The 25,934-nt window shown below is 56.8% G+C and carries 21 protein-coding genes and 1 pseudogene; 16 read left to right on the forward strand and 6 right to left on the reverse strand.

Translation table 11 applies throughout. The features are described from left to right. Window positions 1–43: 43 nt before the first annotated feature. Both AC5SEO_RS16560 and AC5SEO_RS16565 read left to right on the forward strand, forming a co-directional pair. Entirely contained in the window at window positions 44–940 is an 897-nt protein-coding gene (locus AC5SEO_RS16560; RefSeq protein ID WP_112200629.1) for a glycerophosphodiester phosphodiesterase family protein, read from the forward strand. Continuing rightward, window positions 928–1,722: an inositol monophosphatase family protein gene (locus AC5SEO_RS16565; protein ID WP_162691748.1), complete on the forward strand. Its 795-nt coding sequence runs from the start codon at window positions 928–930 to the stop codon at window positions 1,720–1,722. The genes AC5SEO_RS16560 and AC5SEO_RS16565 overlap by 13 nt, the downstream gene beginning before the upstream one ends. Window positions 1,723–1,813: 91 nt before the next feature. On the opposite strand, the gene AC5SEO_RS16570 is transcribed toward AC5SEO_RS16565, so the two are convergent. Further along, complete coding sequence (locus AC5SEO_RS16570) at window positions 1,814–2,947, reverse strand: ROK family transcriptional regulator (RefSeq protein WP_112200628.1); 1,134 nt, start codon at window positions 2,945–2,947, stop codon at window positions 1,814–1,816. Between the two features lie 294 nt (window positions 2,948–3,241). Between AC5SEO_RS16570 and AC5SEO_RS16575 the strand changes: the two genes are divergently transcribed. The 4 genes from AC5SEO_RS16575 (at window position 3,242) to AC5SEO_RS16590 (ending at window position 8,175) form a co-directional block, all read left to right on the forward strand. Continuing rightward, window positions 3,242–4,234, forward strand: a complete 993-nt coding sequence (locus tag AC5SEO_RS16575) for an ABC transporter substrate-binding protein (protein WP_013762397.1) — start codon at window positions 3,242–3,244, stop codon at window positions 4,232–4,234. Window positions 4,235–4,351: 117 nt separating this feature from the next. Beyond that, window positions 4,352–5,437, forward strand: a complete 1,086-nt coding sequence (locus tag AC5SEO_RS16580) for an ABC transporter ATP-binding protein (RefSeq protein ID WP_495363897.1) — start codon at window positions 4,352–4,354, stop codon at window positions 5,435–5,437. Further along, window positions 5,434–7,119, forward strand: coding sequence for an ABC transporter permease (locus tag AC5SEO_RS16585; protein ID WP_035200257.1), 1,686 nt, complete (start codon window positions 5,434–5,436; stop codon window positions 7,117–7,119). Before AC5SEO_RS16580 ends, AC5SEO_RS16585 begins: the two co-directional genes overlap by 4 nt. Window positions 7,120–7,218: 99 nt before the next feature. Next, window positions 7,219–8,175 (forward strand): hypothetical protein, encoded by a 957-nt coding sequence (locus AC5SEO_RS16590; RefSeq protein WP_112200627.1) that lies wholly within the window; start codon window positions 7,219–7,221, stop codon window positions 8,173–8,175. 185 nt (window positions 8,176–8,360) lie between these two features. Here AC5SEO_RS16590 and AC5SEO_RS16595 read toward each other — a convergent pair whose 3' ends face one another. The 4 genes from AC5SEO_RS16595 to AC5SEO_RS16610 all read right to left on the reverse strand — a co-directional run bounded on the left by AC5SEO_RS16595 (window position 8,361) and on the right by AC5SEO_RS16610 (window position 10,708). After that, the gene (locus AC5SEO_RS16595) at window positions 8,361–8,924 is read right to left on the reverse strand and encodes a flavin reductase family protein (RefSeq protein WP_162691749.1); all 564 of its coding nucleotides are present in this window, start codon (window positions 8,922–8,924) and stop codon (window positions 8,361–8,363) included. A gap of 11 nt (window positions 8,925–8,935) precedes the next feature. Beyond that, window positions 8,936–9,271 (reverse strand): ferredoxin FdxA, encoded by a 336-nt coding sequence (fdxA, locus tag AC5SEO_RS16600; RefSeq protein WP_112200626.1) that lies wholly within the window; start codon window positions 9,269–9,271, stop codon window positions 8,936–8,938. A 103-nt stretch (window positions 9,272–9,374) separates the two neighbouring features. Continuing rightward, window positions 9,375–9,974, reverse strand: coding sequence for a superoxide dismutase (locus AC5SEO_RS16605; protein ID WP_112200625.1), 600 nt, complete (start codon window positions 9,972–9,974; stop codon window positions 9,375–9,377). A 164-nt stretch (window positions 9,975–10,138) separates the two neighbouring features. After that, window positions 10,139–10,708, reverse strand: a complete 570-nt coding sequence (locus AC5SEO_RS16610; protein WP_112200624.1) for a TetR/AcrR family transcriptional regulator — start codon at window positions 10,706–10,708, stop codon at window positions 10,139–10,141. Window positions 10,709–10,754: 46 nt separating this feature from the next. Here AC5SEO_RS16610 and AC5SEO_RS16615 point away from each other — a divergent pair, with 46 nt between their 5' ends. Then, a complete protein-coding gene (locus AC5SEO_RS16615) occupies window positions 10,755–11,282 on the forward strand; it encodes a dihydrofolate reductase family protein (protein WP_112200623.1) in 528 nt (175 codons plus the stop codon). A gap of 92 nt (window positions 11,283–11,374) precedes the next feature. Here the strand turns inward: AC5SEO_RS16615 and AC5SEO_RS16620 are convergent, their stop codons facing one another. Further along, window positions 11,375–12,442: a linear amide C-N hydrolase gene (locus tag AC5SEO_RS16620; RefSeq protein WP_112200622.1), complete on the reverse strand. Its 1,068-nt coding sequence runs from the start codon at window positions 12,440–12,442 to the stop codon at window positions 11,375–11,377. 140 nt (window positions 12,443–12,582) lie between these two features. On the opposite strand from AC5SEO_RS16620, the gene AC5SEO_RS16625 reads away from it, so the two are divergent. The 9 genes and pseudogenes from AC5SEO_RS16625 to AC5SEO_RS16665 all read left to right on the forward strand — a co-directional run. Beyond that, window positions 12,583–13,386 (forward strand): hypothetical protein, encoded by an 804-nt coding sequence (locus AC5SEO_RS16625; RefSeq protein WP_060642635.1) that lies wholly within the window; start codon window positions 12,583–12,585, stop codon window positions 13,384–13,386. 379 nt (window positions 13,387–13,765) lie between these two features. Further along, the gene (locus AC5SEO_RS16630) at window positions 13,766–15,646 is read left to right on the forward strand and encodes a ShlB/FhaC/HecB family hemolysin secretion/activation protein (protein WP_174041255.1); all 1,881 of its coding nucleotides are present in this window, start codon (window positions 13,766–13,768) and stop codon (window positions 15,644–15,646) included. A gap of 18 nt (window positions 15,647–15,664) precedes the next feature. Beyond that, on the forward strand, window positions 15,665–16,111 hold the full coding sequence (locus AC5SEO_RS16635) for a hypothetical protein (RefSeq protein WP_112200620.1): 447 nt from the start codon (window positions 15,665–15,667) through the stop codon (window positions 16,109–16,111). Between the two features lie 36 nt (window positions 16,112–16,147). Next, window positions 16,148–23,089: a hemagglutinin repeat-containing protein gene (locus tag AC5SEO_RS16640; protein ID WP_236772240.1), complete on the forward strand. Its 6,942-nt coding sequence runs from the start codon at window positions 16,148–16,150 to the stop codon at window positions 23,087–23,089. Between the two features lie 75 nt (window positions 23,090–23,164). Further along, window positions 23,165–23,485, forward strand: coding sequence for a hypothetical protein (locus AC5SEO_RS16645; RefSeq protein WP_162691750.1), 321 nt, complete (start codon window positions 23,165–23,167; stop codon window positions 23,483–23,485). Window positions 23,486–24,093: 608 nt separating this feature from the next. Next, a complete protein-coding gene (locus AC5SEO_RS16650; RefSeq protein WP_112200617.1) occupies window positions 24,094–24,447 on the forward strand; it encodes a hypothetical protein in 354 nt (117 codons plus the stop codon). Window positions 24,448–24,574: 127 nt separating this feature from the next. Next, a complete protein-coding gene (locus AC5SEO_RS16655; RefSeq protein WP_112200616.1) occupies window positions 24,575–24,709 on the forward strand; it encodes an HNH/ENDO VII family nuclease in 135 nt (44 codons plus the stop codon). Between the two features lie 132 nt (window positions 24,710–24,841). After that, window positions 24,842–25,605, forward strand: a protein-coding gene (locus AC5SEO_RS16660) for an IS5 family transposase (RefSeq protein ID WP_112200615.1) whose coding sequence is annotated in 2 segments (ribosomal slippage) — window positions 24,842–25,157 and window positions 25,157–25,605 — 765 coding nt in all. Because the reading frame shifts where the segments join, the coding sequence is not laid out codon by codon here. A 36-nt stretch (window positions 25,606–25,641) separates the two neighbouring features. Then, window positions 25,642–25,896, forward strand: a pseudogene (locus AC5SEO_RS16665) (SMI1/KNR4 family protein); the annotation flags it as partial. Window positions 25,897–25,934 lie beyond the last annotated feature (38 nt).

A 25,934-nucleotide genomic window follows, 5' to 3' on the forward strand; every position in this document is an offset into this window, starting at 1 on the left:
GGCAACCCAACTCCGGTAAACGCAACATCCGAAAGTGAAAAAAATGCCTCAAGCCCTTGCAGCCCAACGAAAAGTCTCCAGTCCGTGCAACGTTCTCGCCCTCTGCTCGCGCGACAATCCCGCGATCCTCACCATCGCCCATCGTGGGTTCTGGACCGCGACCGCTGAAAATTCGCTGGCTTCGGTTCGCGCAGCGGTCGCTGCCGGGGTCGAGATGATCGAGATCGACACGCAGGCGACAGCCGATGGCCGGCTGGTCGTCATTCACGACGAGACGCTCGACCGCACGACGACGGGGCGGGGGACAGTGAGCGAACTGGCCTTTGATGTCGTCCGTTCCGCACGGCTGAAGGCAGGTGCTGGCGGCGATGCAGCCGATGTGACGGAGGAATGCGTACCGACGCTGGAAGAATTGCTGGAAGAGGCGCGTGGCAAAATCACCGTCAATATCGATACCAAGTTTACCCGTGACCTGCCTCAGGTCATGGAAACCGTACTGCGCCTCGGCGTCGCGGATCAGGTTCTGGTGAAAACCGATATCGATCCTGAAGCCGCGCATTTCGATGTGCTGGATACCGACTGGTTCGGCAAAATCCCGCATATGCCGATGTTTCCGGTGAGAAAGGGCAAGTTTGCCGAGGATCTGCGCCGCATCGAAGCGTTGCGCGCGCCGATGATCGAGGTAAAATTTACCGATATTGCTGATCTGGTCGAAGGCCGCGCCGAAATGGAGCGTCAGAATATCCGTCTCTGGATCAACACGCTCGACGTTTCCCATTGCCTCGATCTCAACGACACGCGCGCACTTTCCGATGCAGAAAGTGTGTGGGGCGCACTGGCGCAGGTCGGCGTCGGTGCAATCCAGACGGATGAAGTCGAGGCCTTCACGGGCTGGCTTAAGGCGGATGCAGGCGAGACGGGCAGGTCATGGACACGATGAACCAGCGCCTCGAGCGTGCAGCCGGCATCATAGAGGAGGCGATGGGGCTTGCCCTTCGCTTTTTCGAAGCGCGCGGCAGCATCGCCACCCGCACCAAGGGTTTTCAGGACTTCGTCTCGGAAGCGGATACCGCGGTTGAAAGGCTGGTGCGCGACCGGCTGGCGGCGGCATTTCCGGGTGAAACCGTTCTCGGCGAGGAGATGGGCGGGATCGCAGATGACGCCTATTGGATCATCGATCCCATCGACGGCACCGCAAACTTCTTGCGCGGCTCACCGCTCTGGGGCATCTCGCTGGGCTTCGTGCGCAACGGCGTCCCGGAAATCGGAGTCGTCGCCATGCCAGTCTTCCAGGAAATCTATTCGGCTGCCGAAGGAACAGGGTTGCTGCTGAACGGCAAGCCGCTCGCGCGCGATGTTCCATTTAAGGAAGTGCAGGTGATGTCGCTCGGTGACAGCGCGTCTGCCGATGCCGCGGAGGTGGCGGCGCTCAATGTCGGTTTGAGGTATGCCGGCTGGGTGGTGGAATCCATCCGTTCGACCTCGATTTCACTGGTTTTTGCAGCGCGCGGTATCTTTGATGGCCATCTGCAAAAACTTACGACCATGTGGGACATCGCCGGTGGCGTTGTTCTGGCAAGGGAGGCGGGTCTTGACGTGCGGATTGGAACGCGCGGTGAAACCGGCATTCCCTGGGTTGTCGCCGCAACGCCTGAATTGATGGCCGTGACGGAAACGCTCTGGCCGGAGATCGCGGAATTGGTGCCGGCCGAACTTGCCTGAAATTCCCATAAAAACCGGTGCCGGGTGAGAGATCCATACACCCGGCGCCTTCCACCGGCAACTGGACCGAAAAGCCTCTGACGACTGGCGGTTATGCCCAACCCTTCAGCGCCCGGCCGGAATAATAGCTGGGCGTTGTGGCGCGGTAGATCGGTATGCTGGCGGCACCGAGATGGGGCAGGTCGCTCATCATCGATTTGCGTATTTCAGGCGGCTCGACGAAAAAGTCTTCGCCGAGCATTTCCAGCGAGCCGATGCGCTGCACGATGTGTTCAAGAACCCAGTCGGGTAGCGATCCGCCAAAAATGATGGCGCCGGGATCCATCGTTCGGGCAACCGTCAGCGCCAGCAGACGAAGCTGGTCGGTCGCCCTTTCCAGCCAGGCAACCACGGCGGGGTGGTCGCAATAGCTTTCATCAATATCTTTCAAACGCCGGATGCCCACTCCGTGGGCGGCCAGCGTGTCGCAAAGGTCCTGTCCAGAGGGACGTGGATGGGATTTGGGAAACAGGCCGCCAAACTCGCCGGCATTGCCGTTCGTGCCGCGATAGAGATGGCGCTGAACCACAACGGCGCCGCCTATGCCGTATGTCAGCCAGATCATCGCAAAATTGCGGATGCTTCGACCCGCTCCGTAATACAGCTCCGAGAGGATGACGGTATTGCCGTCATTTTCGTGAAAGACCGGGAAATCGAAATAGGGCTGGAAGTCCTTGTCCACGTCGATGTCGCGCCAGCTCTCGAATTGCTTGATGCGAAAGACATGGCCTCGATCACGTTTGAAGTGGCCTGGAAAGCTGATGCCGCAGCCAAGCACATCCTTCTTTTTGATCTTTGCCTTTTCAACCACCTGTCGGGCGGCCGTCTCGGCCATCTCCATGATATGCTCGAAACTGTGTCCCTCAAGCTCGGACCTGATTTCCTGCCTGATCGTGCCGTTGAGATCGGCCAGGCAGACACGCAGATCGTCCGGGTTGAAATAGACCCCGAGCGTGAAAAGTCCGTTCGGATTTATCTCGATGGCAGTGGATGGCTTCCCCCGTTTGCCTTCGCTGCGCGCTTCCTCGGCTTCCAGGATCAGGCCGGATTCCAGAAGATTGGCCGTCAGGCGGGTGAGGGTCGGTGCGGAAACATCCATCTCGCGCGCCAGTTCGATGCGCGACATGCCTCCCTTGCCGCGCAGGATTTCGAGCAGACGCCGTTCATTGTAGCCGAGGTCGATCAACCAAGTCTCCCACGAGAAGTTAAGTCGGATGATTAGCGCAATTTCAGGGGCTGTGCACCTTGTTTTCCGGAACGTCCTGACTTTTCAGGTTCGCAGATTAAGCGCGGCTGTCTTCAAATGTTGAGTTTTTTCAGACGGATATTGGATTTTTGTATTCAAGATAAATTGCAGCTTGACTAATTAATTTACGTAAAGAAAATAAATAACAGACGGCGGGTAGCGACACGCAAAATCAATAAGAAATTATGTCGTACTGCCTTGCCAGTCAGGGAACAAAAAAACGGAGCACCCTTTATGCGTCAATCATGCACTATTTTCGCGCGCCTTGTTGCTGGCGCAACTTTCCTTGCCAGTGCGGCTTTCGCCCATGCGGAAGGTACCGTCGTGGTCTATTCGGCAGCGCCGCAGCAGCTCATGGATGAGTTGCTGCCGATGTTTGAAAAGAAGACCGGCACCAAGGTCGAGCTTGTCAAAGCCGGGTCCGGCGAGCTGATGAACCGCATCAAGGCGGAAAGCGGCAAGGCGGCTGGCGACGTGATCTGGAGTGTTGATGGCACCGTCATCGACTTTTCCGCCGACCTCTTCGAACCTTACAAGCCTGTCGAGGCAGCATCGATCAACCCTGCCTTTTCGCCGAGCACCAACTGGGTTCCTTTTACCGCAGTCGTTACGGCCTTCATCGTCAACAAGGAAGCGCTGAAAGGCGCGCCGGTTCCGACATCCTGGGCCGATCTTGCCAAGCCTGAATACAAGGGTCTGATTTCCTCGGCCCGTGCCGATCAGTCCGGCTCCGCCTATATCCAGATGGCGACGGTTTTGCAGGATTTCGATAGTGAGGAGAAGGGCTGGGAAGTTTATACCGGCATTCTCGGCAACTCCGTTCTTTCCACCTCTTCAGGCGCTGTTCCGCGTTTCGTCAATGATGGCGAGCAGGCGGTTGGTATCACGCTCGAAGACGCCGCCCTGCGCTACAAGCTTGGCAGCGCCCCGGTAGAGATCGTTTATCCGAAAGAAGGCACGGCAATCGCGCCTGACGGCATGGCGCTCGTCAAGGGTGCGCCGAACGCCGAAAACGGCAAGGCCTTCATCGATTTCATCGTCTCCAAGGAAGCGCAGGAAGTCGTGGTGAAAGCCGGTCGTCGCTCGGTCAGAACCGATGTTCCTGCCAATTCGGCGCTCGTTCCGCTGTCCGATGTTCCGGATGCGAAATACGACTTCAAGTGGGCTGCGGACAACCGCTCGCGTCTGATGGAAAAGTGGAACGAGATCCTGCTCGACGTCCAGTAAGAACATTGCCGGGGGCGGTGCGTCAGGCAGCCGTCCCCTGCTTACCGCTTTCACAACAGCATTTTCGTTCCGTCCACCGTGGTCGCGTGCCGCGCAGGATATGTCATGGAGCAGCACATGGCCGCCGTAGAAATTACAAGCATCAAGAAAAGTTACCGGGATGTCGTTGCCCTCTCCGACATCAACATCTCCATTCCCTCCGGATCGTTTTTTACGCTTCTTGGACCCAGCGGTTGTGGCAAGACGACCCTTTTGCGCACGATTGCCGGTTTTCACCAGCAGGATAGCGGCAGCATCAGCATCGAAAGACAGGCGATCGAACATGTGCCCGCCCACAAGCGCGATGTCGGCATGGTCTTTCAGGATTATGCGGTGTTTCCGCATATTTCGGTATTTGACAACATTGCCTTCGGTCTGAAACAGCGCAAGGCGTCTTCAGCCGAGATCCGCGAACGGGTCGGCAAGATTCTCGATGTCGTGCAGCTCGCTCCCTATGCCAAGCGTATGCCTCACGAACTCTCCGGCGGCCAGCAGCAGCGTGTGGGTCTTGCACGCGCACTCGTCATCAACCCGAAAGTGCTGTTGATGGACGAACCGCTGTCCAACCTCGATGCCAAACTTCGCGTGGACCTGCGCCGGGAACTCCGTGAAATCCAGCAGGCCATGAACATCACCACGGTCTATGTCACGCATGATCAGGAAGAGGCGCTTGCCATGTCCGATCTGGTTTGCGTCATGTATGGCGGCGTCATTCAGCAGGCTGCACCACCCTGGGAAGTCTACAACAATCCCGCCAACCGCTTCGTCGCGTCGTTCGTGGGCGCAAACAACTTCCTGACGCTTGACCGTGCAGGTGGGCAGACATCCATTTCCGGCCACAAGGTCGCATTGCCGCAGGCGCATGCGATTTCCCCTCAGCGGAAGATCGTCGCCGCCATCCGCCCGGAGGCGATTTCTGTCGGTCCTGCCGCGATCGATGGTGACGAGCGCATCGAACTGCCCGTGACCATAAGACTGGTCAGCTTCACGGGGCGTGAGATGAACGTTGCAGCCGTTCTCTCGTCGGGCGAGGAAATCGAGGCGATCACCAAGCCATCGCCTGAGATCATTGCACTGCAGCCCAACCAGAAGACCACTTTCTCCTGGCGCGCGGCCGATGCGAAGCTGTTCGGCGAGGGCGTAACCGGGGAGCGCCTGTCATGACGGATATGACTGCGACTGCAACTCCCGGCGGTTTCCGCCTGCGACTGCCAGGTTTTTGGACAAGCGTGACGGTATTTGCCGTCATCCTGCTGGCGATCTTCCTGATCCTGCCGATTTTCAGCGTCTTCTTCATCAGTTTCTTCGATGCCAAAACCGGGGCCTTCGGTCTCAGCAACTATGCGGAAGTGTTCACGCGACGTTTTTACACCGTCGCACTCTGGAATACGCTTCTGATCGGCGTGCTGGGCATGCTGGGCGCCTGCCTTCTCGGTATTCCGCTTGCCTTTTGCACGTCCCGTTATCGCATCAAGGGGCGCACTTTCATTGCCACTTTCGCGGTTCTGGTTCTGTGCGCACCGCCGTTCATTGGTGCTTACGCCTGGATTATGCTGTTCGGTGCCAACGGTGCTGTCACCAATCTCTTGTCCTTCGCCGGCATTTCATTGCCGACGATCTACGGGATCCCGGGCATCGTGATGGTCTTCAGCCTGAAGTTCTTTCCCTACATCTTCCTGATGACGGAGAACGCGCTGAACACCATCAACAAGTCCTATGAGGACGCGGCGGAAAATCTCGGCTGCACGGCGTTCGAGCGTTTCCGCAAGATCACCTTGCCGCTGGTCTTTCCTGCAGTCAGCACCGGCGCGATCATCTGCTTCGTGCTGTCCATCGCCGACTTCGGAACGCCGGCAATCCTCGGCAAGGGCATCAGAACGCTTTCGACAATCGCCTATGCGCAATACACCTCCGAAATGGCCGGTACGCCAACCATGGCGGTGACGATTTCCATGGTGATGATTGCAATTTCGATGGCGGCACTTCTGTTGCAGCGGCACATTCTTGCCAAGCGCCGTTACGCCAGTTCACTGACCAACAGGCCGGTAAAGCAGTCCATGCGCCCGTTGAAGTCGTTCATCGTGCACGGCTTCTGCTATCTGGTCGTCTTCATCGCCATGCTGCCGTCGCTCACGGTCATCTACACCTCGTTCCTCGCAACCAGCGGTCCCGTCTTTACCGGCGGCTTCGGGTTAGACAGCTATGCCCGTATCCTTCGTGATTCACCGCAGGCGATTGCCAACAGTTTCACGTTTGCACTGGCTGCCGTGGTACTGATTGCGATCGTTTCCGGCCTGCTGTCCTTCATCGTGGTGCGACGCGACAATGCGGTCTCCGGCTCGCTCGATCTCCTGCTGATGGTGCCTTACCTCATTCCCGGCGTTGTCATGGCGATCGGCTACGTTACGACGTTCCGCTATCCACCCTTTGATATCACTGGGACGGCGCTCATCATCATCGTCCTGGTGTTTATCCGCCGACTGCCCTACGGCGTCCGCTCCACAACATCGATCCTCAGGCAGATCAAACCGTCCATCGAGGAGGCTGCGGTCAATCTCGGGGCTTCGCCGGCAAAGACCTTCGTGTCGGTGACGGTGCCGCTGATGCTGCCCGGTCTCATCATCGGTTCGCTGATGAGCTTCATAACGGCTATCAACGAGCTGTCCTCGACGCTGATCCTCTACACGGCACGAACGATCACCATGCCGGTTCTCATCTATGTTCAGGTGATTGACGGCGAGTTTGGCACGGCTGCGGCGCTTTCAACCGTCCTTCTGGTCAGCACCGGACTTTGCGTCTTCATCGTGTTCCGCCTCTCGGAAGACAAAGAAGCCTCTTTCGTCTGAAACCATACCAGCCCTCACCAAAAGCCTGCAGGAGCGGCGACAGACGTGTCGCCGCCAGCCTCCCTCTGCCCAGCCTCCCTCTGCAAGGAATACACGACGATGAATATCGCGAGCTTTTCGCAATCGAAATACAAGAACGCCGCAACGCCCGGGGACGATGTGGCGCTGATCATACCGGGAAGGGTTCTGGCCGTTTTTGACGGTGCGACCGACCCGACCGGTGCAAGTTACGGCGGCTTGAGCTCGGGCCGTATCGCAGCACTTGCTGCCGCAAATGCCGTGGCGAAAATGGGCCTCGATGGCACGCTGGAAACAATTGCCGCGCCCAAGCTCTTTCAGAACATCAGCGATATCTTGAAGCAGGAGGCCGAGCGCATCAATGCCAGCCATCCACCGTCGACAACCCTGGCAATCGTTGCCGACCTGGGAGACAGTTTCCGCCTTCTTCTGGCCGGCGATTCCGGTGTGCGTATCAACGGCTCCCGGTTGCTGCAGCATGCCAAGCTTATAGACAAGGTAAGTACATCGGCGCGCATCCTTGTCTTCAAGCAGCTTTTTGCCTTTATGGGGGATGGTGATGCAGCCGAGGCACGCACGCGCGCGACCATCTTTTCCGGCCTGCGTTCCGCTGTCGAAAACGGCATCATGACTGCGCAGGAGGCGGAGAATGTTGTCATTGCCGCAGCCCGCATGAGCGGTCTTGAGAGCGATATCGAAGCGGTCGAGGAATTCCTGATGGGAGGAATTCGCGTCCAGCCGCAATTCGCAAACAGGCAGGGACACGTACTGGGATACGCCTCGGTCAATGGCGGAACGGTCATAGAAGAGGGGACGGTCGATCTTAGCATCGCCAAGGACACGCTTGTGAGCCTTGAAATCTTTTCCGACGGTTATCTGTCTCTGCCGGCTGGAACCGATGTCGCTGACTGGGAAGCGGAATTTGACCGCGTCGAGGCGGCAGATTTTCACAAGATCAACGAGTACCCGTCGGTGAAGGGGTCAACATCGAGCGAATTCAGCGACGACAGGACCGTGGTGTGCATGAAGGCGCGGTGAAGAGATATTCGCGCCGAAAAGTATTTCGAAGCTGTCCGTCTTTCGAAGTGACAACCGCGAAAATTCCACCGCTCGTTGGCTGTGTTTGTCGTCCGCTATCGCCCCCAATTCGAAAGGCCTTGCCCTTGAAGGCGAAGAAAGACGCTGCGCACATGAGATCATGGGAAGGTAAGTCTATGGTTTAGCTAACGGCTTACCTCCGTACCTAGATAATTGCGTTCACTCCAGAGCAAGGGTTTGCGCAGCGGATCGAAGCTCGCTTCGATGATCGATCCAACAAATAGGACGTGGTCGGCGGCATCAATGGAGCCAACGAGTTCGCAATCCATCGAGAGCAGCGCGTCAGCAAGCCTTGAGCTTCCCGACGGCCAGACATCCCAGTGGCCGACGGAAAACCGGTCCAGCAGGTTTCCTTTTCCGGCGAACACATCGGCGATCTCCTCCTGCCCTCTGGACAGCGCCGTGACTGAAAAGCGCCGGCTTGCTGCGACAAGATCGACCATACGGCTGCTGGCATCGATGGAGATCATTAGAAGCGGCGGTTCGGCGCTGAGCGGCATGAAGGACGTGATCGTACGTCCGATCCGCTCGCCCGCATGGGAGGCCGTGGCCACGGCCACGGTGAAGACGAGGCTCGCCATAGCGTCCTTGAATTCACGCGGCGAGGTTGTCGGAGAGGGGGGTGCTTTCAGCGGGACATGCACGTGATTGACCACACCACCATCGATCAGCATGAAATTATGAGACATGCAGTGCCGGGCTATTCGCCCGCTCCCGGGTTCTTCGAAAAAATGGAAAACTTGGCCGCAGCACCATTCATGATGTCGGCATCATCAGGCGGCGTTCTTTTCTGGTGCACGCGCGGCCAGATGCCGGAATAGTGGCGGTTGAGGTCAAGCCAGACATGCAGACCCGCCTCGGTATCCGGCCGGATTGCCGCGGCCGGACATTCGCGCTCGCAGATGCCGCAATCGATACATTGATCCGGGTGAATGACGAGCATGTTCTCGCCTGCATAAAAACATTCGACCGGGCAGACTTCCACGCAGTCCATGTATTTGCAGGCGATACAGTTTTCGGTGACGACATAGGACATGGGGATGCTCGCATGGAGTTGCAGCCGGATGGCGGCTGTCCGGCTGCGCCTGACCCGGTCGGCCCCCAGGGCAGCGGGACCGGTCGGATCGGTGGGGCTCAAATCAGAGGCGGGCGGCCACTGCCTGCCAGTTCACCAGATTGTCGAGGAAGTTCTCAATATAGGCCGGACGCTTGTTGCGGAAATCGATGTAATAGCTGTGTTCCCACACGTCGCAGCCGAGAACCGCCTTCTGGCCGAGGCACAGCGGGTTAACGCCGTTTTCCGTGCGGGTGATCTTCAGTGTGCCATCGGTATCCGCCACCAGCCACGCCCAGCCCGAGCCGAATTGCGAAGCGCCAGCGAGGGCAAAATTCTGCTTGAACAGCGCCACCGAGCCAAAAGACTGCGTCAGCGCATCTTCCAGCACCTTGGGAATCGCATGTTTTTGTGGCCCCATGATTTCCCAGAAGAGATTGTGGTTCCAGTGCTGGGAGGCATTGTTGAAGATGCCGGACTGCGCGACCGCACCTTTTTCATAGGTGGCGCGCACGATCTCCTCGAGGCTGCTGTTTTCCCATTCTGTGCCTGATATCGCCTTGTTGAGATTATCGACATAGGCCTTGTGATGAAGATCATGATGGAACTTCAACGTCTCCTCGGACATGCCAGAAGGGGCGAGCGCATCATGGGCATAGGGGAGGTCGGGAAGCTGGAAAGCCATGGGGTATTCCTTTGTCACTGTTTGCTCAAGAGCATGGAAAAAGCCTTGCGAAAACAAGGTGACAATAATTCTAGGACCTCAATCACAGTTGAGGTCAAGCGGTTTTTGGGGGGATAAATCCACGAGCTGGCGGGCTTATGAAACATGCGCCACGATGGCGCGGATTATCGCTCGTCGACGTTCACCGCGGCGACCCATTCGTCGAGTGCCCTGCGAATTGCCGAATTCGCATCTTCCCCGCGGACGAATGCCCACCATGTATGTGCGCCCTGCCACAAGGCGGCCATCTGCCAGCCAAGCCGTTCCTCTCTAGCCTTGTCGTGGGTAAGGCGGCAGCCAAGCGCCTGGGCTAGGGTGTGGCCCCAGAGTGCTCCTCTCGCGCGCAGCTTCGGATTGCGAATGTCTTCTCTTAGCAGCAGCAACCCGTCACTGGCGTTTTGTTCTGCGGCTTCGGGGGGCATGAGGCGCATGAGAAGGGATATGGCGCCCTGCGGCGTCAATGGTTCCTCCTCATCGGCTTTTTCCGTTTCCGCCTGCAGCTTGTCCCATGCGCGCAGAAGCACGGTTTCGACAAGGTCTTCGCGCTTGCCGTAACGCTGCACCAGGGTTGCCGCAGATAGGCCGCAGGCCTTGGCGGCTGCGGCAAAAGTCAGCCCGTCGGGGCCTGTCTGCAACATGAGGGGCAGCAGGACATCCAGCACCTGATCATCTGAAATCGACTTGTGTCTTGGCATGACATGTATATAAACGTATATTCATTTATAAATCAAGGAGGAAAATATGGCGGTCATTCGCGGATATATCGCGGCGAGTCTGGACGGGCGGATCGTTTCTGGAGACGGCTCCTTGGACTGGCTCTACAAATATGATGATATGGTCCTCGGCGAACACGATTATCGCCTTTTCCTGAAAGGAATTCGAACGGTGGTCATGGGGCGGGCGACCTATGATTTCATCGCCGGTGAACAGGCGCCCTGGGCTTACGGAGATCAACGCGTTATCGTCGTCACCTCAAGGCCGATCGAAGGCCCCAAGGGACCTCTGGAGGCGCGCAGCGATGTGGGCTCGTTGATCGAGGAATTGCGCGCACTCGATGATGGCGATGTCTGGATGCTGGGCGGTGGAAAGCTGCAGATGGCCTTTCTGGAGCGTGATGCACTGGATGAGATCGAGATTTATGTCATCCCGGAAATCCTTGGCTCAGGTGAGCCCCTTTTTCCGCTCACCGGGCATCGGGCCAGTCCCACTCTCGTGAGCGCAACGGCAATCGAAAAGGGCTGCGTTCGATTGCACTACCGCTTCTCGTGATGCTCTCGGGTTCATGATGTTAGTGAGGTGGCGAGGAATGGTCGATACAGACCGTGCCAGCTGCTCCCGGCCTAACTGCGCGGTTTCCGCCCTCAAAGCCCGAGAAACTTAAAAGGCTTGGTGTCCTTCAAGCTCTCATTCGCCATCCCCGAATAAATCTGCATCTGATTGGGGCCCAGGTCGAGTTTCTTGACCTTACCAGTCTCTTTCGAAACGTCGAGTTTTGTCATGTCGATCCAGAAGATGTTCGGCGTCAATGCGGATTCGAAGAAATAGAGCTTGCGCTTGTGGTCTATCACCGTGCGCCAGCGGGTAGAGGAAATATTCGGCTGGTCCGGCGTGGTGATACCGTAGGGAACGGAAACATTGCGGATGACGCTAAAGACGCTGGCTATCGCCTCGACCGGATTTTCGCTCTTGGGGATGGCATTGGCGTAGAATGAAGCCCGGGCGAACCGGTCCGCGGCGCGATTGGTGCCCGGCAGCATGACGGTGCCGCCGATCTGCTTCCAATATTCGTTGAGCGCCAGCTGGTGATCGAAGGTCGGCGAATTGGTCATGACCTGATATTGACGACCGTGGTGGATGACCTGCTTGCCGTCAATATATTCGATGATCGCACTGTCACCGGTCGCATCCGAAAGGGAAAGGTGTAAGGTCGCCAGACGTTCTTCGCCGGGAACATTGTCGGTGACAATGGTGAAAGGGTTCTTCTCGAGCGCGCTGACGGCCTCGTCCACCGTTGCGAAATTATCGAGCGCATATTGCGCCCAGGCGGCGATGGAGAGGCCCGGCGATTTCCCGTCATAAGCGGGATAGCTCGACTCGACCAGCCAGAGAACATTTGCAGCAAGGCCTGCCTCATTCATGCCGTCTGTCGTCGAAATATCGTAACCTGAAGCAATGACGCTGCCGTATTTCGAGGTCCATTTGACCGAATTCGGCCCGGCCTCGCCGGAGCGTTCCATGCCGCGCGGGAATACCCAGATGTTGGTTCCGACATCCGTCTTCCAATCCATCGACCGGGCCGTCATCACCTGATCATTTTCGCCCAGATAGACGAAGCGCGTGCAGGCTTCGGCCACAGATGTTGTCAGTGTGGCGACAGACAATATCGCGGCGGTGCAGGCGGAAAAAATCGGCAAGGTCTTCAGGTGCATGGAAAAGCCTCCGGTGTTCGCGGCACAAGATACAGCGTATGATAGAAAATCGGACTTGTTGCCGGAAGTCAAATAGGCTTAGCTGCGGACGATTGTCGGGGGGGAAGGCATTGCTAAAATTACCAATTTTTTCGGCCCTTATGGCTTTTTCCGCAACCGCGGCCACAGCTGCGGACGACGTTGTTGCCACACCCGCGCCGGTTGATGTGGCACCAGACTGGGCATTTCAGGCGACGGGTTATCTCTGGGCGACCGGCTTGAATGGCAACGTGTCGCCGTTCCAACGTGCCCCGACCCTCCATGTGGAGAAATCCTTTTCAGATGTCATGGATGATCTCAATTTCGGTGGGTTTCTCAACATCTGGGGACGTTACGACCGTTTCGTCCTTTCCGGCGATTTGATGTATGTCGATACCACCGACAGCAAGGCAGCCGGTCCGCTACCGGCGCTGCAAATTCCGGGTTTGCCAACCTTGCCTGCCGGTGCCGCCATTGATGCGACTGTCGACACACAGGAATTCATGGCAACACTGCAGGCGGGTTATCGTCTTATCGACGCGGACGGATTTTCTCTCGACGCGCTTGCCGGCGGGCGCTTCTGGCATATTTCCAATGACGTTGCGGTTACTGCCAGCCACCCACTGATCGGCAGCGTTTCCGCCAGTCATAGGGAGAGTTTCGGCTGGGTGGATCCCGTCATCGGCGCGCGCGCATTTTTCAGCCTCACGGACAAGCTGTCCGTTCAGGGGCAGGTGGATATCGGCGGTTTCGGCGCGGGTTCCGATCTCACCTGGTCAGCACTCGCGACGGTGAACTACATCTTTACCGACACATTGTCGGTCTCGGCAGGCTATAAGGTGCTCGACGTTGATTACTCGCGCGATGGTTATGTCTTCGATTCACGGCTGAGTGGACCGGTTGTCGGGTTGACGTACCGGTTCTAGTCACTGTTGTCGCGAGTCTCATCGCCTTTTCACACCCATCCCAGAAACAATTTTAGTTTCTCCTTAACTTTGGTCTTCATCTCGGTCTTGCAAGGAGATGCGCATTGCAGTAACTTCTGGTTGTTATTTGACTCGAAGAACCAAAGGGCATGAAATTGGCGGGTCGCGCTTAAAATTCACGGATGAAAAATAATATCCATGCCATGGTGTTGGCAGGATTGATTATTACGCGAATTTTTAATGTGTACGGTTCTTTTAGCAGATGACTAGAGGCTATCGTCTCGTAAAGAAAGTTACTACTTTAACGCTTCTTGGATCAGATGAACTGATCTATGTACCCGGTAGGGGATCGACAGCAAGGACAGCTGCAGAGTGAAGCATGGGCGGCATTGCCGCGACAAACTTCATTTCAAATGCAGGCCTCCGAAATATGCCACTTGCTGCTTTCATTCCTGGTTTCCGACGGCTAGTCTCTCCTGACTTTTGTCTCGCAATTGTGCCGGACGCTCAAATCTCAGCCAATTCCCCGAGGAGCGCGGCGAATGGTTTCAAGCGAACCTTTGCCATTGCGATTTTTGCAAACCTGCTCGCGTCAGGGCAGGCAACTGCACAGTCGCCCGCCGATGATTTTTCCCGCCGGCAGGACCAGCAACAGCAGTTACAGCGGCTTGAAAACCTGAAACAGATAACTCCTGATAGCGTCGCTGGTCGTGACAGCCGGGCGCCGGGAGGCGACGCAAAATCAGCTGGTCCATGCTTCGATATCTCGCGTGTAGAGATAGAAGGTGCTGCAAGTCTGTCTGGCGCTGCGCTCGGAAAAGTCACGAAGCGCTACGATAATCGCTGCGTCGGCGTTGCGGATATTACCACGTTGCTCAAGGCCATTACCGACCTCTATCTGGACAAGGGATTTGTGACTTCGCGCGCTTATGTTCCCCCACAGGATATTGCCGGAACAAGATTGCTGCGGCTGGTGGTAGTCGAAGGCACGATCTCGGATATCTACCTTAATGGCCACCCGGTCGCGAGAAACGGCGCATTCGCGACGGCTTTTCCCGGCGTGAAGGGTGATGTCGCCAATATTCGCGATATTGAACAGGGGCTGGACCAGATCAACCGCCTGTCATCGAACGACGCGAAAACCTCCATGTTGCCGGGCAAAGAGGACGGCACGTCCATCCTCAACGTCGAGAACAAGCCGCGCAAGCGCTGGTACGCGAGCATTTCCAACAACAACCTCGGTCAAGAGAGTACCGGTTACTCCCAGACCAATGTTTCCGTCGGCTTCGACGACCTGTTGGGCATCAATGATCAATTGGGGTTCTCATACGGTCGGAGCGGCCCGGATTATCCTTGGGACGACGATGGCCGCGGGCACAGCAACAGCTATTCGGTCAATACAAGCGTACCTTATGGATACTGGACGTTTTCAACAAATGGCTCCTGGTACGAATATAACAGCACCATTCCCGGCAATTTTGGGCCGATCGAAACCTCGGGCAATTCCGGTCAGGTTGGATTTGGCATAGATCGCGTCATTCTGCGCGGCAAGGATTCTATCACGACCCTTAGAGGCGGTCTCACCTACAAGCAGACCGACAACTTTCTTCTCGGCAATCGAATTGAGGTGGGAAGCCGTCGATACACGATTGGCAGTCTGGGCTTGTCGCGTTCACAGAGAATTCTGGGTGGCGTCATCGCTCTCGATTTTGCCCTTGATAAGGGTCTTGATCTCTTCGACGCCGTGGAGGCCGGAGAGCCGGGGGCGGGCACGGCGGATCCCCGGTTTTTGAAATTCAACACGACCGTCAGCGCGACGCGGCCGTTCGAGGCGGCTGGCCAGCGGTTCGAGTTAACGACGCTCCTCAATGCCCAATATTCGCCCGATAACATGTTTGGCGCAGAACAGATCGGGCTTGGTGGCTCCAGCAACGTACGGGGCTCAAGGGAAAGCGTCATATTCGGTAACAACGGATTTTTCAGCCGCAACGAACTGGTTTGGCGGACAATGCCATGGGAGGGCACAAGTCTGGCGCCCGTTCTGGGCGAATTACGCCCCTATCTGGCCCTCGATTATGGCCGCGTGTTCTCGCAGCATCGCTTCGATATTCCAGACGGCTATCTCGCGAGTTGGACCGTTGGTGCGAAACTCGTTGGCGGAAACATCAGTGCCGATTTCGGCTACTCCCAGGCATTTTCCAGCAGCGTCAGTCACGGACGCGGCAATCTCATTTTCGCCAGCGTGACGGCACGCTGGTAGGCTTCAAAAGAGAATATTATGGTCAGATCTTCTTTTCACGCCCCCAAATTGTTATTCGCGCTGGTGGCGACTGCCAGTGTCGTTTCCGGTTGCGGTGGCCGGGCAGCGCATCCGGTTGCCTCGACAAACCCTGCCGACAGCGCTTTCGATTGCGCCGGCATCAAGCGCGAATTCGAGGCTAACGAACGGCAGGTCCTGGCAACGGTGAAAGAACGATCCGATGCGCAGGGTAAAAACGTCGTCCTCGGTGCGACAGGTGTTCTTCTGTTTTGGCCGGCTCTTTTCTTTATGGATCCGAAATCGCCAGAGAAACTGGAGATCGACGCATTGCGTAACCGCAATCAGGTCCTTGGCGAGATTGCCAAAAGCAAAAAATGCCCGGCCCCGCAGTCGAAGCTGGCGGATGTCTACAAGAAACTCGACGCCAAGCCGTCCCAGGCCGACACGAGCAGAAAAGACCGCTAAGCCCCAAATTCCGTCTGCCACGAGAGGCGAACAACAATGACATCACAGTTTAAGCGTCTTCCACGCAAAACAACCGACCGCGCATTGTTCGCCAATGCCGGGACGCTGGCTCAAAAATTCATTGCCACCGTTGTCAGTTTTACGCTCGTGCTTCAGCCAGTGCTTCTTCACGCACAGGACATATCGCCGGAAGTTGGAGGATCTTTTGCAAATCGCCCCGGGATAGGGGCTGCTCCGAACGGCGTGCCGCTCATCGATATCGTCGGACCCAACAGCCAGGGTCTGTCGCACAACAAATACAACAATTTCAACGTCGGCACGCCGGGCGTTATTCTCAACAACTACAATGGTGAGATCGGTACGTCGAAGCTGGGTGGCGCGACACCTGGCAATCCAAACCTTCAAGGCAGGGGTGCTGCCACGGTCATCCTCAATGAGGTGACGTCGCAAAATCGCAGTTCTCTCGTCGGGCCGACCGAAGTGTTCGGCGGCCGCGCCGACGTCATTATCGCCAATCCGAACGGGATCACCTGCGACGGCTGCGGTTTCATCAACACGCCACGCGCCACGCTGACGACGGGTGTGCCTGACATCGGCGCTGATGGACGTCTCAATGGCTTCACGGTCAATAGCGGAGACGTTACGTTTGGTCCGAAGGGAGCGAATTTTGCGACAGGGGACGGGAGAGTCGATCTGTTCGATATCGTATCCCGCACCATCCATATTGACGGCACGATTTATGGCGAGGATTTGCGCCTGACGGCCGGCAAGAGCAAGTTCGATTATGCCACGGGGGATGCAACTCCACTTGATGCGACCTCCGGAACACCTGAATACGCAATCGACGGTTCAGCACTCGGGGCCATGCAGGCCGGCCGTATCAAGATGGTCGTCACGGAAAAGGGCGCTGGCGTTCGCATGCGCGGAGACATGGCCGCCAATGCCGGGGAGCTCTCGCTGTCGGCCGACGGCAAAATCTCGATCGGCAATGCCTCTGGCAATAACGGTGTGAACATTTCCTCTAAGGGAAGTGTTTCAACTGGTCGTCTGACCTCGAAAAAGTCGGTGTCGGTTAAGGCGGGCAAGGACACCAAGGTTGCTTCGATCGGTGCTGAAGAGGATATTCTGATCAATGGTGGGGCCGGCTTCATAGATGTCGCCGGTACTCTCGGGGCCAGTGGTGCAGTCAACCTTCTGGCAGATGGGCGTATTGCCTTGGCCGACGCGTCGGCTACCGGACCCGTTTCGCTGTGGTCCGGGGCTGGCTCCATTGCCATCAGCGGCACGGCCCAGTCTGGCACGGCGATGTCGCTAACGGCGGCTTCAGGCGCGATCACAGCGGGCTCGCTGCTTTCGAAAGGCGATTTGGCGCTGCTTTCCGGCCTTCATCTCGGGATTTCCGGGCTCGTGCTTGCAGAAGGGAATTTGCAGGCTTCGGCTGGCAGCGACATCCGCTATGACAGTCTCGAGGCAAACGGAGACGTTTTGCTGTCTTCGACAAATGGTGTCATCAGCTTCGACAAACGTACGGCCGCCGGGGGCGACATCAGGATCAGGCAGCAAAATGCCGACCTTTCCAATAACAGGAGCAGACTTGCCACATCCGGCACGCTCTACATCGATGCCAATAATATTAATCTCACCAACAGCACGCTAACGTCAGGTGGTATTGATCTCACCTCATCTGGAACGACAGATCTGACGGGTGCGCGGCTCAATGCTGTCACCGCGAGCAGCACAGCTCGTTCCGTTCAGGGGTCAGGTGACATCGCGATCCAAGCGGGTAGCCTCATTGCGAATGACGCCACCAATATTCTTGCGGCCCATGATCTGACGCTGTCGCTTTCGCAACTTGCCAACGCCGGTCAGCTGGCTGCTGGCAATGATCTTACCCTCAATATCGCCGGCAACCTCACCAACACCGCCGCGGGGCTCATCTATGCCGGTAACGACGCAGCACTTTTCGTGGGCGGCGTGCTTGCCAATGATCAGGGGGCGATTGTCGCAGGTCGTGACCTCACAATTGCTGGAAGTGTTTCTGGCGCGCGCAATGCTGCTACGGTCAACAGTTCAGGTCTAATTTCCGCTAGTCGCAATATCTCGATCCTGACGGCAAATCTGCGTAACGAGAAAAGCGTGGCCCCGACCTATACGAGCCAGCAAATCTCAAACGCACTCGTGTCGGCTTATGACACCTATTATGGACGCGAATGTGGAGATTGTTCATCTCCCGTCTCTTTTGCTGGCAAGCAGTTCGTCATTGGTGCGCCCATTCGCCATGTCTATCGTGATGTGACTGAAGACCGTCTCACATCGGCTGGTAGCCCTGCAGCGACAATCAAGGCGGGCAATACGCTTTTTGTCGATACCGTCGATCTTACCAATGCCTATAGCAACATCGAAGCCGGCTCCGGCATGACACTTGTTGGCTCCGGCACGCTTAACAATCTCGGTTTGCAATTGCAGCGTACCACTTCGCTCAATTGTAACCAACAAGGCGGCTGCCAGTATTTTCCCGATGTCATCTATGAGTGGCAGGAAACGAAGACAACGGGCGATACTGGAGGCCACGAGAGCTCATGGCAGGTCTCTATGCCTGGTCCCAGTCCCTTTGGGACGGGGGATGCGTCAAAGGATATCGGGCCGGGACGGACCGTGGAAAGTGTCGAGGCGATCGGCGGTGTTCCCGCGGCGATCCGCTCTGGCGGAGCGCTGGGTATTACCGGTTTTGGTGCCGTTAACAATACCGCTGCCGCTGGTACGATCGCAGATCATGTCAGCGTAGCAGCGGCTGCGCCTTCGAGCGATCCCACCGGATTGCTCGCTGGCATGACGGCAAGCGGAGCGCTGTTCACACTTGGCTCCGTCGCCAGCCCGCAGTCCGGCGGCTTTGGCGGCACCGTTCCCGGTCAGTCTTTCCTCTATGAGACCCGTGCTGCTTTCCTCGACATCTCGAAATTCTACGGTTCCAGCTATTTCCTTGGCCGCATTGGCTACCAACCGGATCGCCAGATCCAGTTCCTCGGCGACGCTTATTTCGAGAACCAATATATTGAACAGCAGCTCAGACTAGCGACGGGCTCCAGTTTCACCGGGCAGGATTCAATCGCTCAGATAAAGCAATTGCTCGACAACGGAGCCGCCTATCTGGGAGCGCAGCAGCGCCCGCTCGGCCAACCGCTTACGGCTGAGGAGATCGCCAGCCTCACCGAATCCGTTGTCGTTTATGAATGGCAGACGGTGAACGGTACGACCGTACTTGCGCCGGTACTGCATCTTGCCGCCAATGACAGGGAAAGATTGAATTCTGCGGGAGCGCTGATCGCGGGCAATCAGGTGACGATCGATACTGGTCTGCTTGCAACATCAGGGATGATTGCATCGACCGGGGATCTTACCGTTTCCGGTTCGTCGATTGCGGCGATCGGCGGCACCTTCACGGCGGGTGGCAATGCCTCGCTGACGGGGAACGAGAGCATTCTGCTGGCCAATGCAAAGGTGAAAGCAGGTGGCAATCTGGGCCTGACATCGAATGGAGACATCAACATCTCCGTGACCGAACGGTCGACAACCAGCACCTTGCGCGACAAGCGGAGTTCGACAACCGTTGTGAGAACCACAAGTCAGGGCTCCGAGATCACTGCGGGCGGATCGGCCTCAGCCAACTCAGGCGGCAACCTTAACGTCATCGGCAGCACGATTGCCGCCGATGGAACCGTTGGTCTGAAAGCGACCGGTGATGTGACGATCACTGAGGCTGTCGACACTACCACGATTGACTACGCCTATAAGAAAAAGGGCGGTCTGTTCGGCGGAAGCAAACAGACGACGAGCCACACGGAAACGCAGACCGTTGTCGGATCATCGGTCAGCGGCGGGAAGGGTGTGGCCATTACTTCGGGTGGAGATACCGTCCTCTCGGCCTCGACGGTGACTGCCGGCGATGAGACCAACAAAGCCGATATTAACGTCAGCGCAGGTGGAGATCTGCTGATCGCGTCGGGCAAGAATACGTCGGAGTTCGAGCAGAGTTCATCAGCCAAGGGTTTCCTCTCCAAGAAAAGCTCCACGCAGTACAACTACGACGAAGCGACAGTCGGCTCCGAGCTTTCCGCGTCTGGCAACATCAAACTGGATGCTGGCGGCAACGCTGTCATCGCCGGCTCGAACATAACGGCAGGCGATGCGATCAGCGTCGCGGGTGACAGCGTCGCCGTCATCGGGGCCGAGGAGCAGCATGCGCTGGAAAGCAGCAGCAAGAAATCCGGTCTGTTTGCGGGGTCTGGCGGTGGCTTCCTTTCACTCTGGGGCAAGGAGCAGAAAGAAAAGAGCCAGTCGTCCGCCCTCAACGTTGGCTCCGCGCTCAGCGCTGGAACCGATGTCACGCTCACTGCACGCGAAAACGACGCCAATGTCATCGGCTCTTCCATCATGGCGGGGCGTGACATCGCGCTGGAGGCTGCCCGTGATGTCAATATCACGCCAGGCGCTGAAAGTTTCGCGTCGGCGCAGAAGGAGCAGCGTTCCGGTTTCGGTATTCAGGTGAAGTCCGGCAATGGCAGCGCATCCATCGGTATCGGCTACGGTAAATCTGTCGACCAGACCAGCCAGTCATCGCAGACCAACGCCAGATCCATCCTGTTTGCCGGTCGTGACCTCACGATATCAGCGGGCCGCGACGCCAACCTGCAGGCGGCTCAAGTGTCGGCAGACCGCGATGTCGCCATCCTTGCGGAGCGCAACGTCAATCTGCTTTCCGCGCAGGACAAGTCCAACTATGAAAGCCTGCACGAGGAGCTCTTCGCGGGCATCAGCCTCTCGGTGTCAACCTCCGTGGTAAATGCAGCCACCAGTGTGAGCGGCGCAGCTCAAAAGCTTACGACCATCAACGACGGATATTCCGCGGCCAACGCTGCCTTTGCCTCGCTCAGGGCCTATGATGCGCTCGACACTGTCGTCAACGGCAATGTCGCCTCGGCCTCGCTCACGGTTGGCTTCAACTATACAAAAGACAAGGCCGCCGGAACGAGTTCCGTTCCCGTCACCACCGACATCAATGCCGGCCGCTCGGTGACGATCGAAGCCACATCCGGGGATATCACCGGCCATGGCGTGCAGATCTCGGCCGGCTACGATGCCCATGGCCTGCCGGTCGACAGTAACGACGACAAGGCCGGCGACATCACGCTGAAAGCCGGCAACGATATCACCCTTGAAAGCGCCGAGGCGACACAAAGCTCGTCGTCCAGCAGCACGTCGGCAGGCGCCAGCATCGGCATCGGGAGTGGTGTCAGCCTGTCGGGCGGCGTCGGCGTCGGTCTGACAGGCGGAGCCAATGCCTCGACGGCCAAGGCGAATGCCAACGGAACCACCCAGGTCAACAGCCACGTCACCGGTACCGGCGACATCGTCATCCAGTCCGGCAACAACATGACGCTCGCCGGCGCCGTCATTGCCGGTCAAACGGTGACGGCCGACATCGGCGGCGATCTCACCATCGTCTCCGTTCCCGATACCGGCGAGACGACGAACAAATCCACCTCCGGCGGCTTCAGCCTGGGCGGCGGGAAGAGCCTCCTCTCCGGCATCCAGCTTGGTGGCGGCGCGGGCTCCGGGTCTACGAACTGGGTTTCCGAACAGTCGGGCCTCGTTTCCGCGGATACGATGGACGTGACCGTCGGCGGCAATACCCATCTTGGCGCCGGAAAGATCGTCTCGGGTTCAGGCGATCTCACGCTCGACACCGGCACACTGACCTATGAGAACTTCGAGGGCCAGAAGCAGTATGAGGGTTTCAGCGCCAATCTCGGTCTCGATCTCACCGGCGGCAAGGGCTCGACCTCCAATCCAGTCGGCAATTCGACGCTGGAGGGTTCCTACCAGCTCGACGATACCCGCCAGACGGTGCGCGCCACCGTCGGCCCAGGAGAAATCGTCATTCGCGACAAGGAACAGCAGGCGGCACTGGAGGCGGACGGCGCCTCCACCCTGCCGCTCGACGAACTCAACCGCGATCCCGACAACGCCTACGAAATCACCAAAGACAAGCATGTCGGTCTTGAGGTCTATCTGTCGACCAATAGTCTCAATGCGATTGGCTCCGGACTGAAGGAAATGGTTGCGCCGGGTGGCTTCATTGACAAGTACCTGCTCGGCCGCGAACTGACAGCGGAGGAGCAGGCTCAGGTCAAGGCAGGTGTCGAGGCGCTCGCCAATGGTGGCTCCTTCGTTGGCTGCGGCCAGAAGCAGGGGTTCAACCTGTTCAACTGGATCGTCACACCCGCCTATGCTTACGAGACGAACTGCACGATCCGCCAGGCGGACGGCACCTTCATCCAGCTTGGGATCAAGACCTACGAAGAATGCAAGGATGCAATCTACGCCTATTTGAATAACCTGACGCAAGCTGAACGAGTGCAAGTCCTGCGCTCCGCCGGGTTTGCGGCCGGTAGCAGTATTTCCTCGAGTGGCGAGGGAGCAATGATGTCTTGGTGGCTGCTGAACGCCATCGACAAGCTTGACGGGCAGCCTTATGGCGGCAGTCTCAAGGCCTATCTTGAAGGAACGGGTGAAGGTGCACGGTTCGCGGAAGAGTTCGGACCTGAGCGCTGGGCGATCTGGAACGACTCGTCGCTAACGTGGGATGCAAAATCCGCCCAGCTCGAAAAGACCGGTATTGACGTCAGCACCATTATTGCGATGTCGATCCTGGGTGGGGTCACTGGCGGACTAAAGCCACTTGGAATAGGCTCGACTGGCAGAACCACCCCCAATAACCTCAACGAAAAACTAGCGATGGAACAGGCCATGTCAAATCCAGCCGCAGGCACGGTCGTTCCACTACGGAAAAGTATGACCGATTCCCGCTGGCCGGCGACAAATGGGTGGGTGAAAATGACGCAGAATGTAAACGGGATCGAAATCCACTATGTTCGAAATACAAGGACTGGCGATGTCGACGATTTTAAATTCAAGTGACGATCCATGCGTGTAACGTGCCTAGATAATTGTGGCCGGGTCCTGTCGGATCGGCATTTCGCTATTGGATACACAGTGAATTCGGCCTTTACTGTGTCAATTGGTAAGGAATACGATATCTTTGCCATGGCGTTATGGCAGGGTACGCTCTTGATGTTACTTGCAGATGATCATCATTTGCCCAACTGGTTTCCGGCCGAACTTTTCTCTTATACCCATCCGAGACTCCCCCCCGATTGGCTATTTACTGCAAGCCTTACTGAGGCTAGCGGCTTGGAAGCTCTTTGGGGATATGAGCGGCTCATCACTGATCCGTCGCACTACGATGCCCTGTTGGAGCGAGAGCCAGAGGCGTTAACCCACTTTTACGAAGAAGAGCGATTACGCATGAAATAGCGGAGCGGGAACCGACGACTGGGCGGCCGATTCAGCGTCTCGGCCGGCGGCGATCTCGTCATCACTTCCGGAGAGGAAGCGATTGTCAATGGTGCGTTTGGCGGCTTGTCGAACCAGGAGCTCGCCGCGGCCATCTACGCAGAACGCCTTCGGACCATCGAGTTGCTGACGCGATACCCTGATTCCGTTCAAGCCGCTCTCAGCGGATTTGTTAATCAATCAATTGCCAATGCAGCTATCGCTGTCCTCACTTTTGGTATCGCGGAAAAGCTGGGGCAGACGAGGCCAGGAAGCCCTGGGTCTGATGGCACCGCTGGTCAAGCTGTCAAAAGCATAGATGATATCTTAAGGCCGCATAGTGACTTTGTTGGGACCGTTAACAAAGGAGCCACACCAAACATTCGAACTCTTTCTTTAAGTGAGTTCAACACTCTGAAAAATGATTTGCTGAATGGAGCCACAATGTCTAGACCCTACGCGGGGGGGAAGGGCGTTTGGTACGATCTCCCAAGCGGAGGACGGGTGGGTATCCGAACCTCCAACAATTCCGGGGTAACGTTGGATATTGATATTCCCGGCTATCCCAAGGGTTTTAAGGTACACCAGCAATGATCCAAGAGCCTGTTGAAAAGTATTTTGGAACACCGATCAGCGAGTGGATCGCCCGTGTTGCGAACGAATTGGAGGTGGATGCCGTCGGGTTATGGCAGATTATTCCGGTGGGCATTGATAGCTTTGGTTTATCGGACGAGCAACTCGAAGATTTTGGATATCTTTGCGTGGTGGCTCTTCTTAAACGAGGAGCGGTTCCGGTCAAAAGCTCATCAGAACTCCCAGGTTGGGTTCCTGAAATGAAATATCACGGATCTCATGAAGAAATGGCGATGCAAATCATTAGTGATTGGAAGGCTGGTAAACTTGTGCCTGATCATGATGGGTTATGGTTTGCTCTTCTTCCCTGATCTTGGGCGTCTCCGGAAAATCCGCTGATATCGATACACATTCAACCTGGAGGGCCGAAACCTATCCCGGCTCGATCAGTACGGCCGACCATCGGTAGGAATGCCTCAGATTTACTGATACGCGGAAATGACCCAAACCTTTCATAAGACAAATTCCAAGGTTATTCATGTCAATACCAATGAAATTCCATCTGGCATCAACCGTACCCAATTTAATTCCTGGCGGCGGACGTATTGGATAAACCGAGCAAACGATTTCTAGGAGATGTATCTGGTGACTGAACATATTGACGCGATTATTAGTGAAGTGAATCGACTAGGCCGCGCACTCATAAACCGGGTTTGCAAATCGGTTTGATTTTGATTCACTGAAGCCTTGATTTGGAGGCCTTTGATGACCCGTCGCCGGTTTGATCTCACCGATTTCGAGTGGACTGTTATTCAACCCTTGTTGCCGAATAAGCCGCGCGGCGTGCCGCGGGTTGACGACCGGCGGGTGATCAATGGCATCTTGTGGCGGTTCCGGACAGGCTCGCCCTGGGCCGATGTTCCGGATCGATATGGTCGATATACCACCTGCTACAATCGGTTTGTGCGATGGCGCAAGGCGGGTGTCTGGGATCATGTCCTGGGCGAGATTTCCAAGGCTTTCGATGGCGATATCGTCATGATCGACAGCTCCTGTGTCCGCGTTCATCAACATGCGGCGACGGGAAAAAGGGGGATCAAGACGATGGCTGCATGGGACGTTCCCGTGGCGGCTTGACCACCAAAATCCACGCCGTTGTCGATGCCGATGGCCGCCCGATCCGTTTCGCACTCACAGCCGGTCAAGCCCATGATGGCCGCATGGCGGAACCATTGTTACAGAGAATCTCCAAGGGTGCGATCCTGCTGGCGGACGAGGCCTACGATACCAACGCAATCAGAGCATTTGCAAAGCAAAGGCAGGCATGGGCCAACATTCCTGCCAAGAGCAACCGGCAGGAAAGCTTCCCTTTCAGCCAATGGGTTTACCGGCAGCGCAACCTCGTCGAGCGTTTCTTCAGCAAACTCAAACAGTTCAGAGGAATCGCTACCCGTTACGACAAAGACCCCATGAACTTTCTCGCCGCCGTCAAATTGGCAGCGGCAAGAATCTGGATCAGATCGTTATGAGTCTACGGCCTAGATGATCCGCGAAAACGTAAAACTCCGCTTCCAGATGATGCTCTAATAGCGAGATACGAAGCCGCCACGGGTTTCGAATTCTCGGAAGACTATAAAAAATTTCTCAGGAACATATCTAACGCTTTCATCGGTTACCTGTCGCCACTTACTCTAAATGAAGAGATGGGTGGCGTTTATGGGGAATTGAGATCGGCTATTGAACAAGGCCGCAGCGCTGGCCTACCCCGCGATTGGCTTCCAATATGTGAAGACAACGGTGACTATGGAGTTGCCCCTTAAAAACCGGACAGGATCAGGTTTCTGTTTGACGGTTTAAG

The sequence above is a fragment of the Agrobacterium sp. K11 genome, assembly GCF_059429395.1.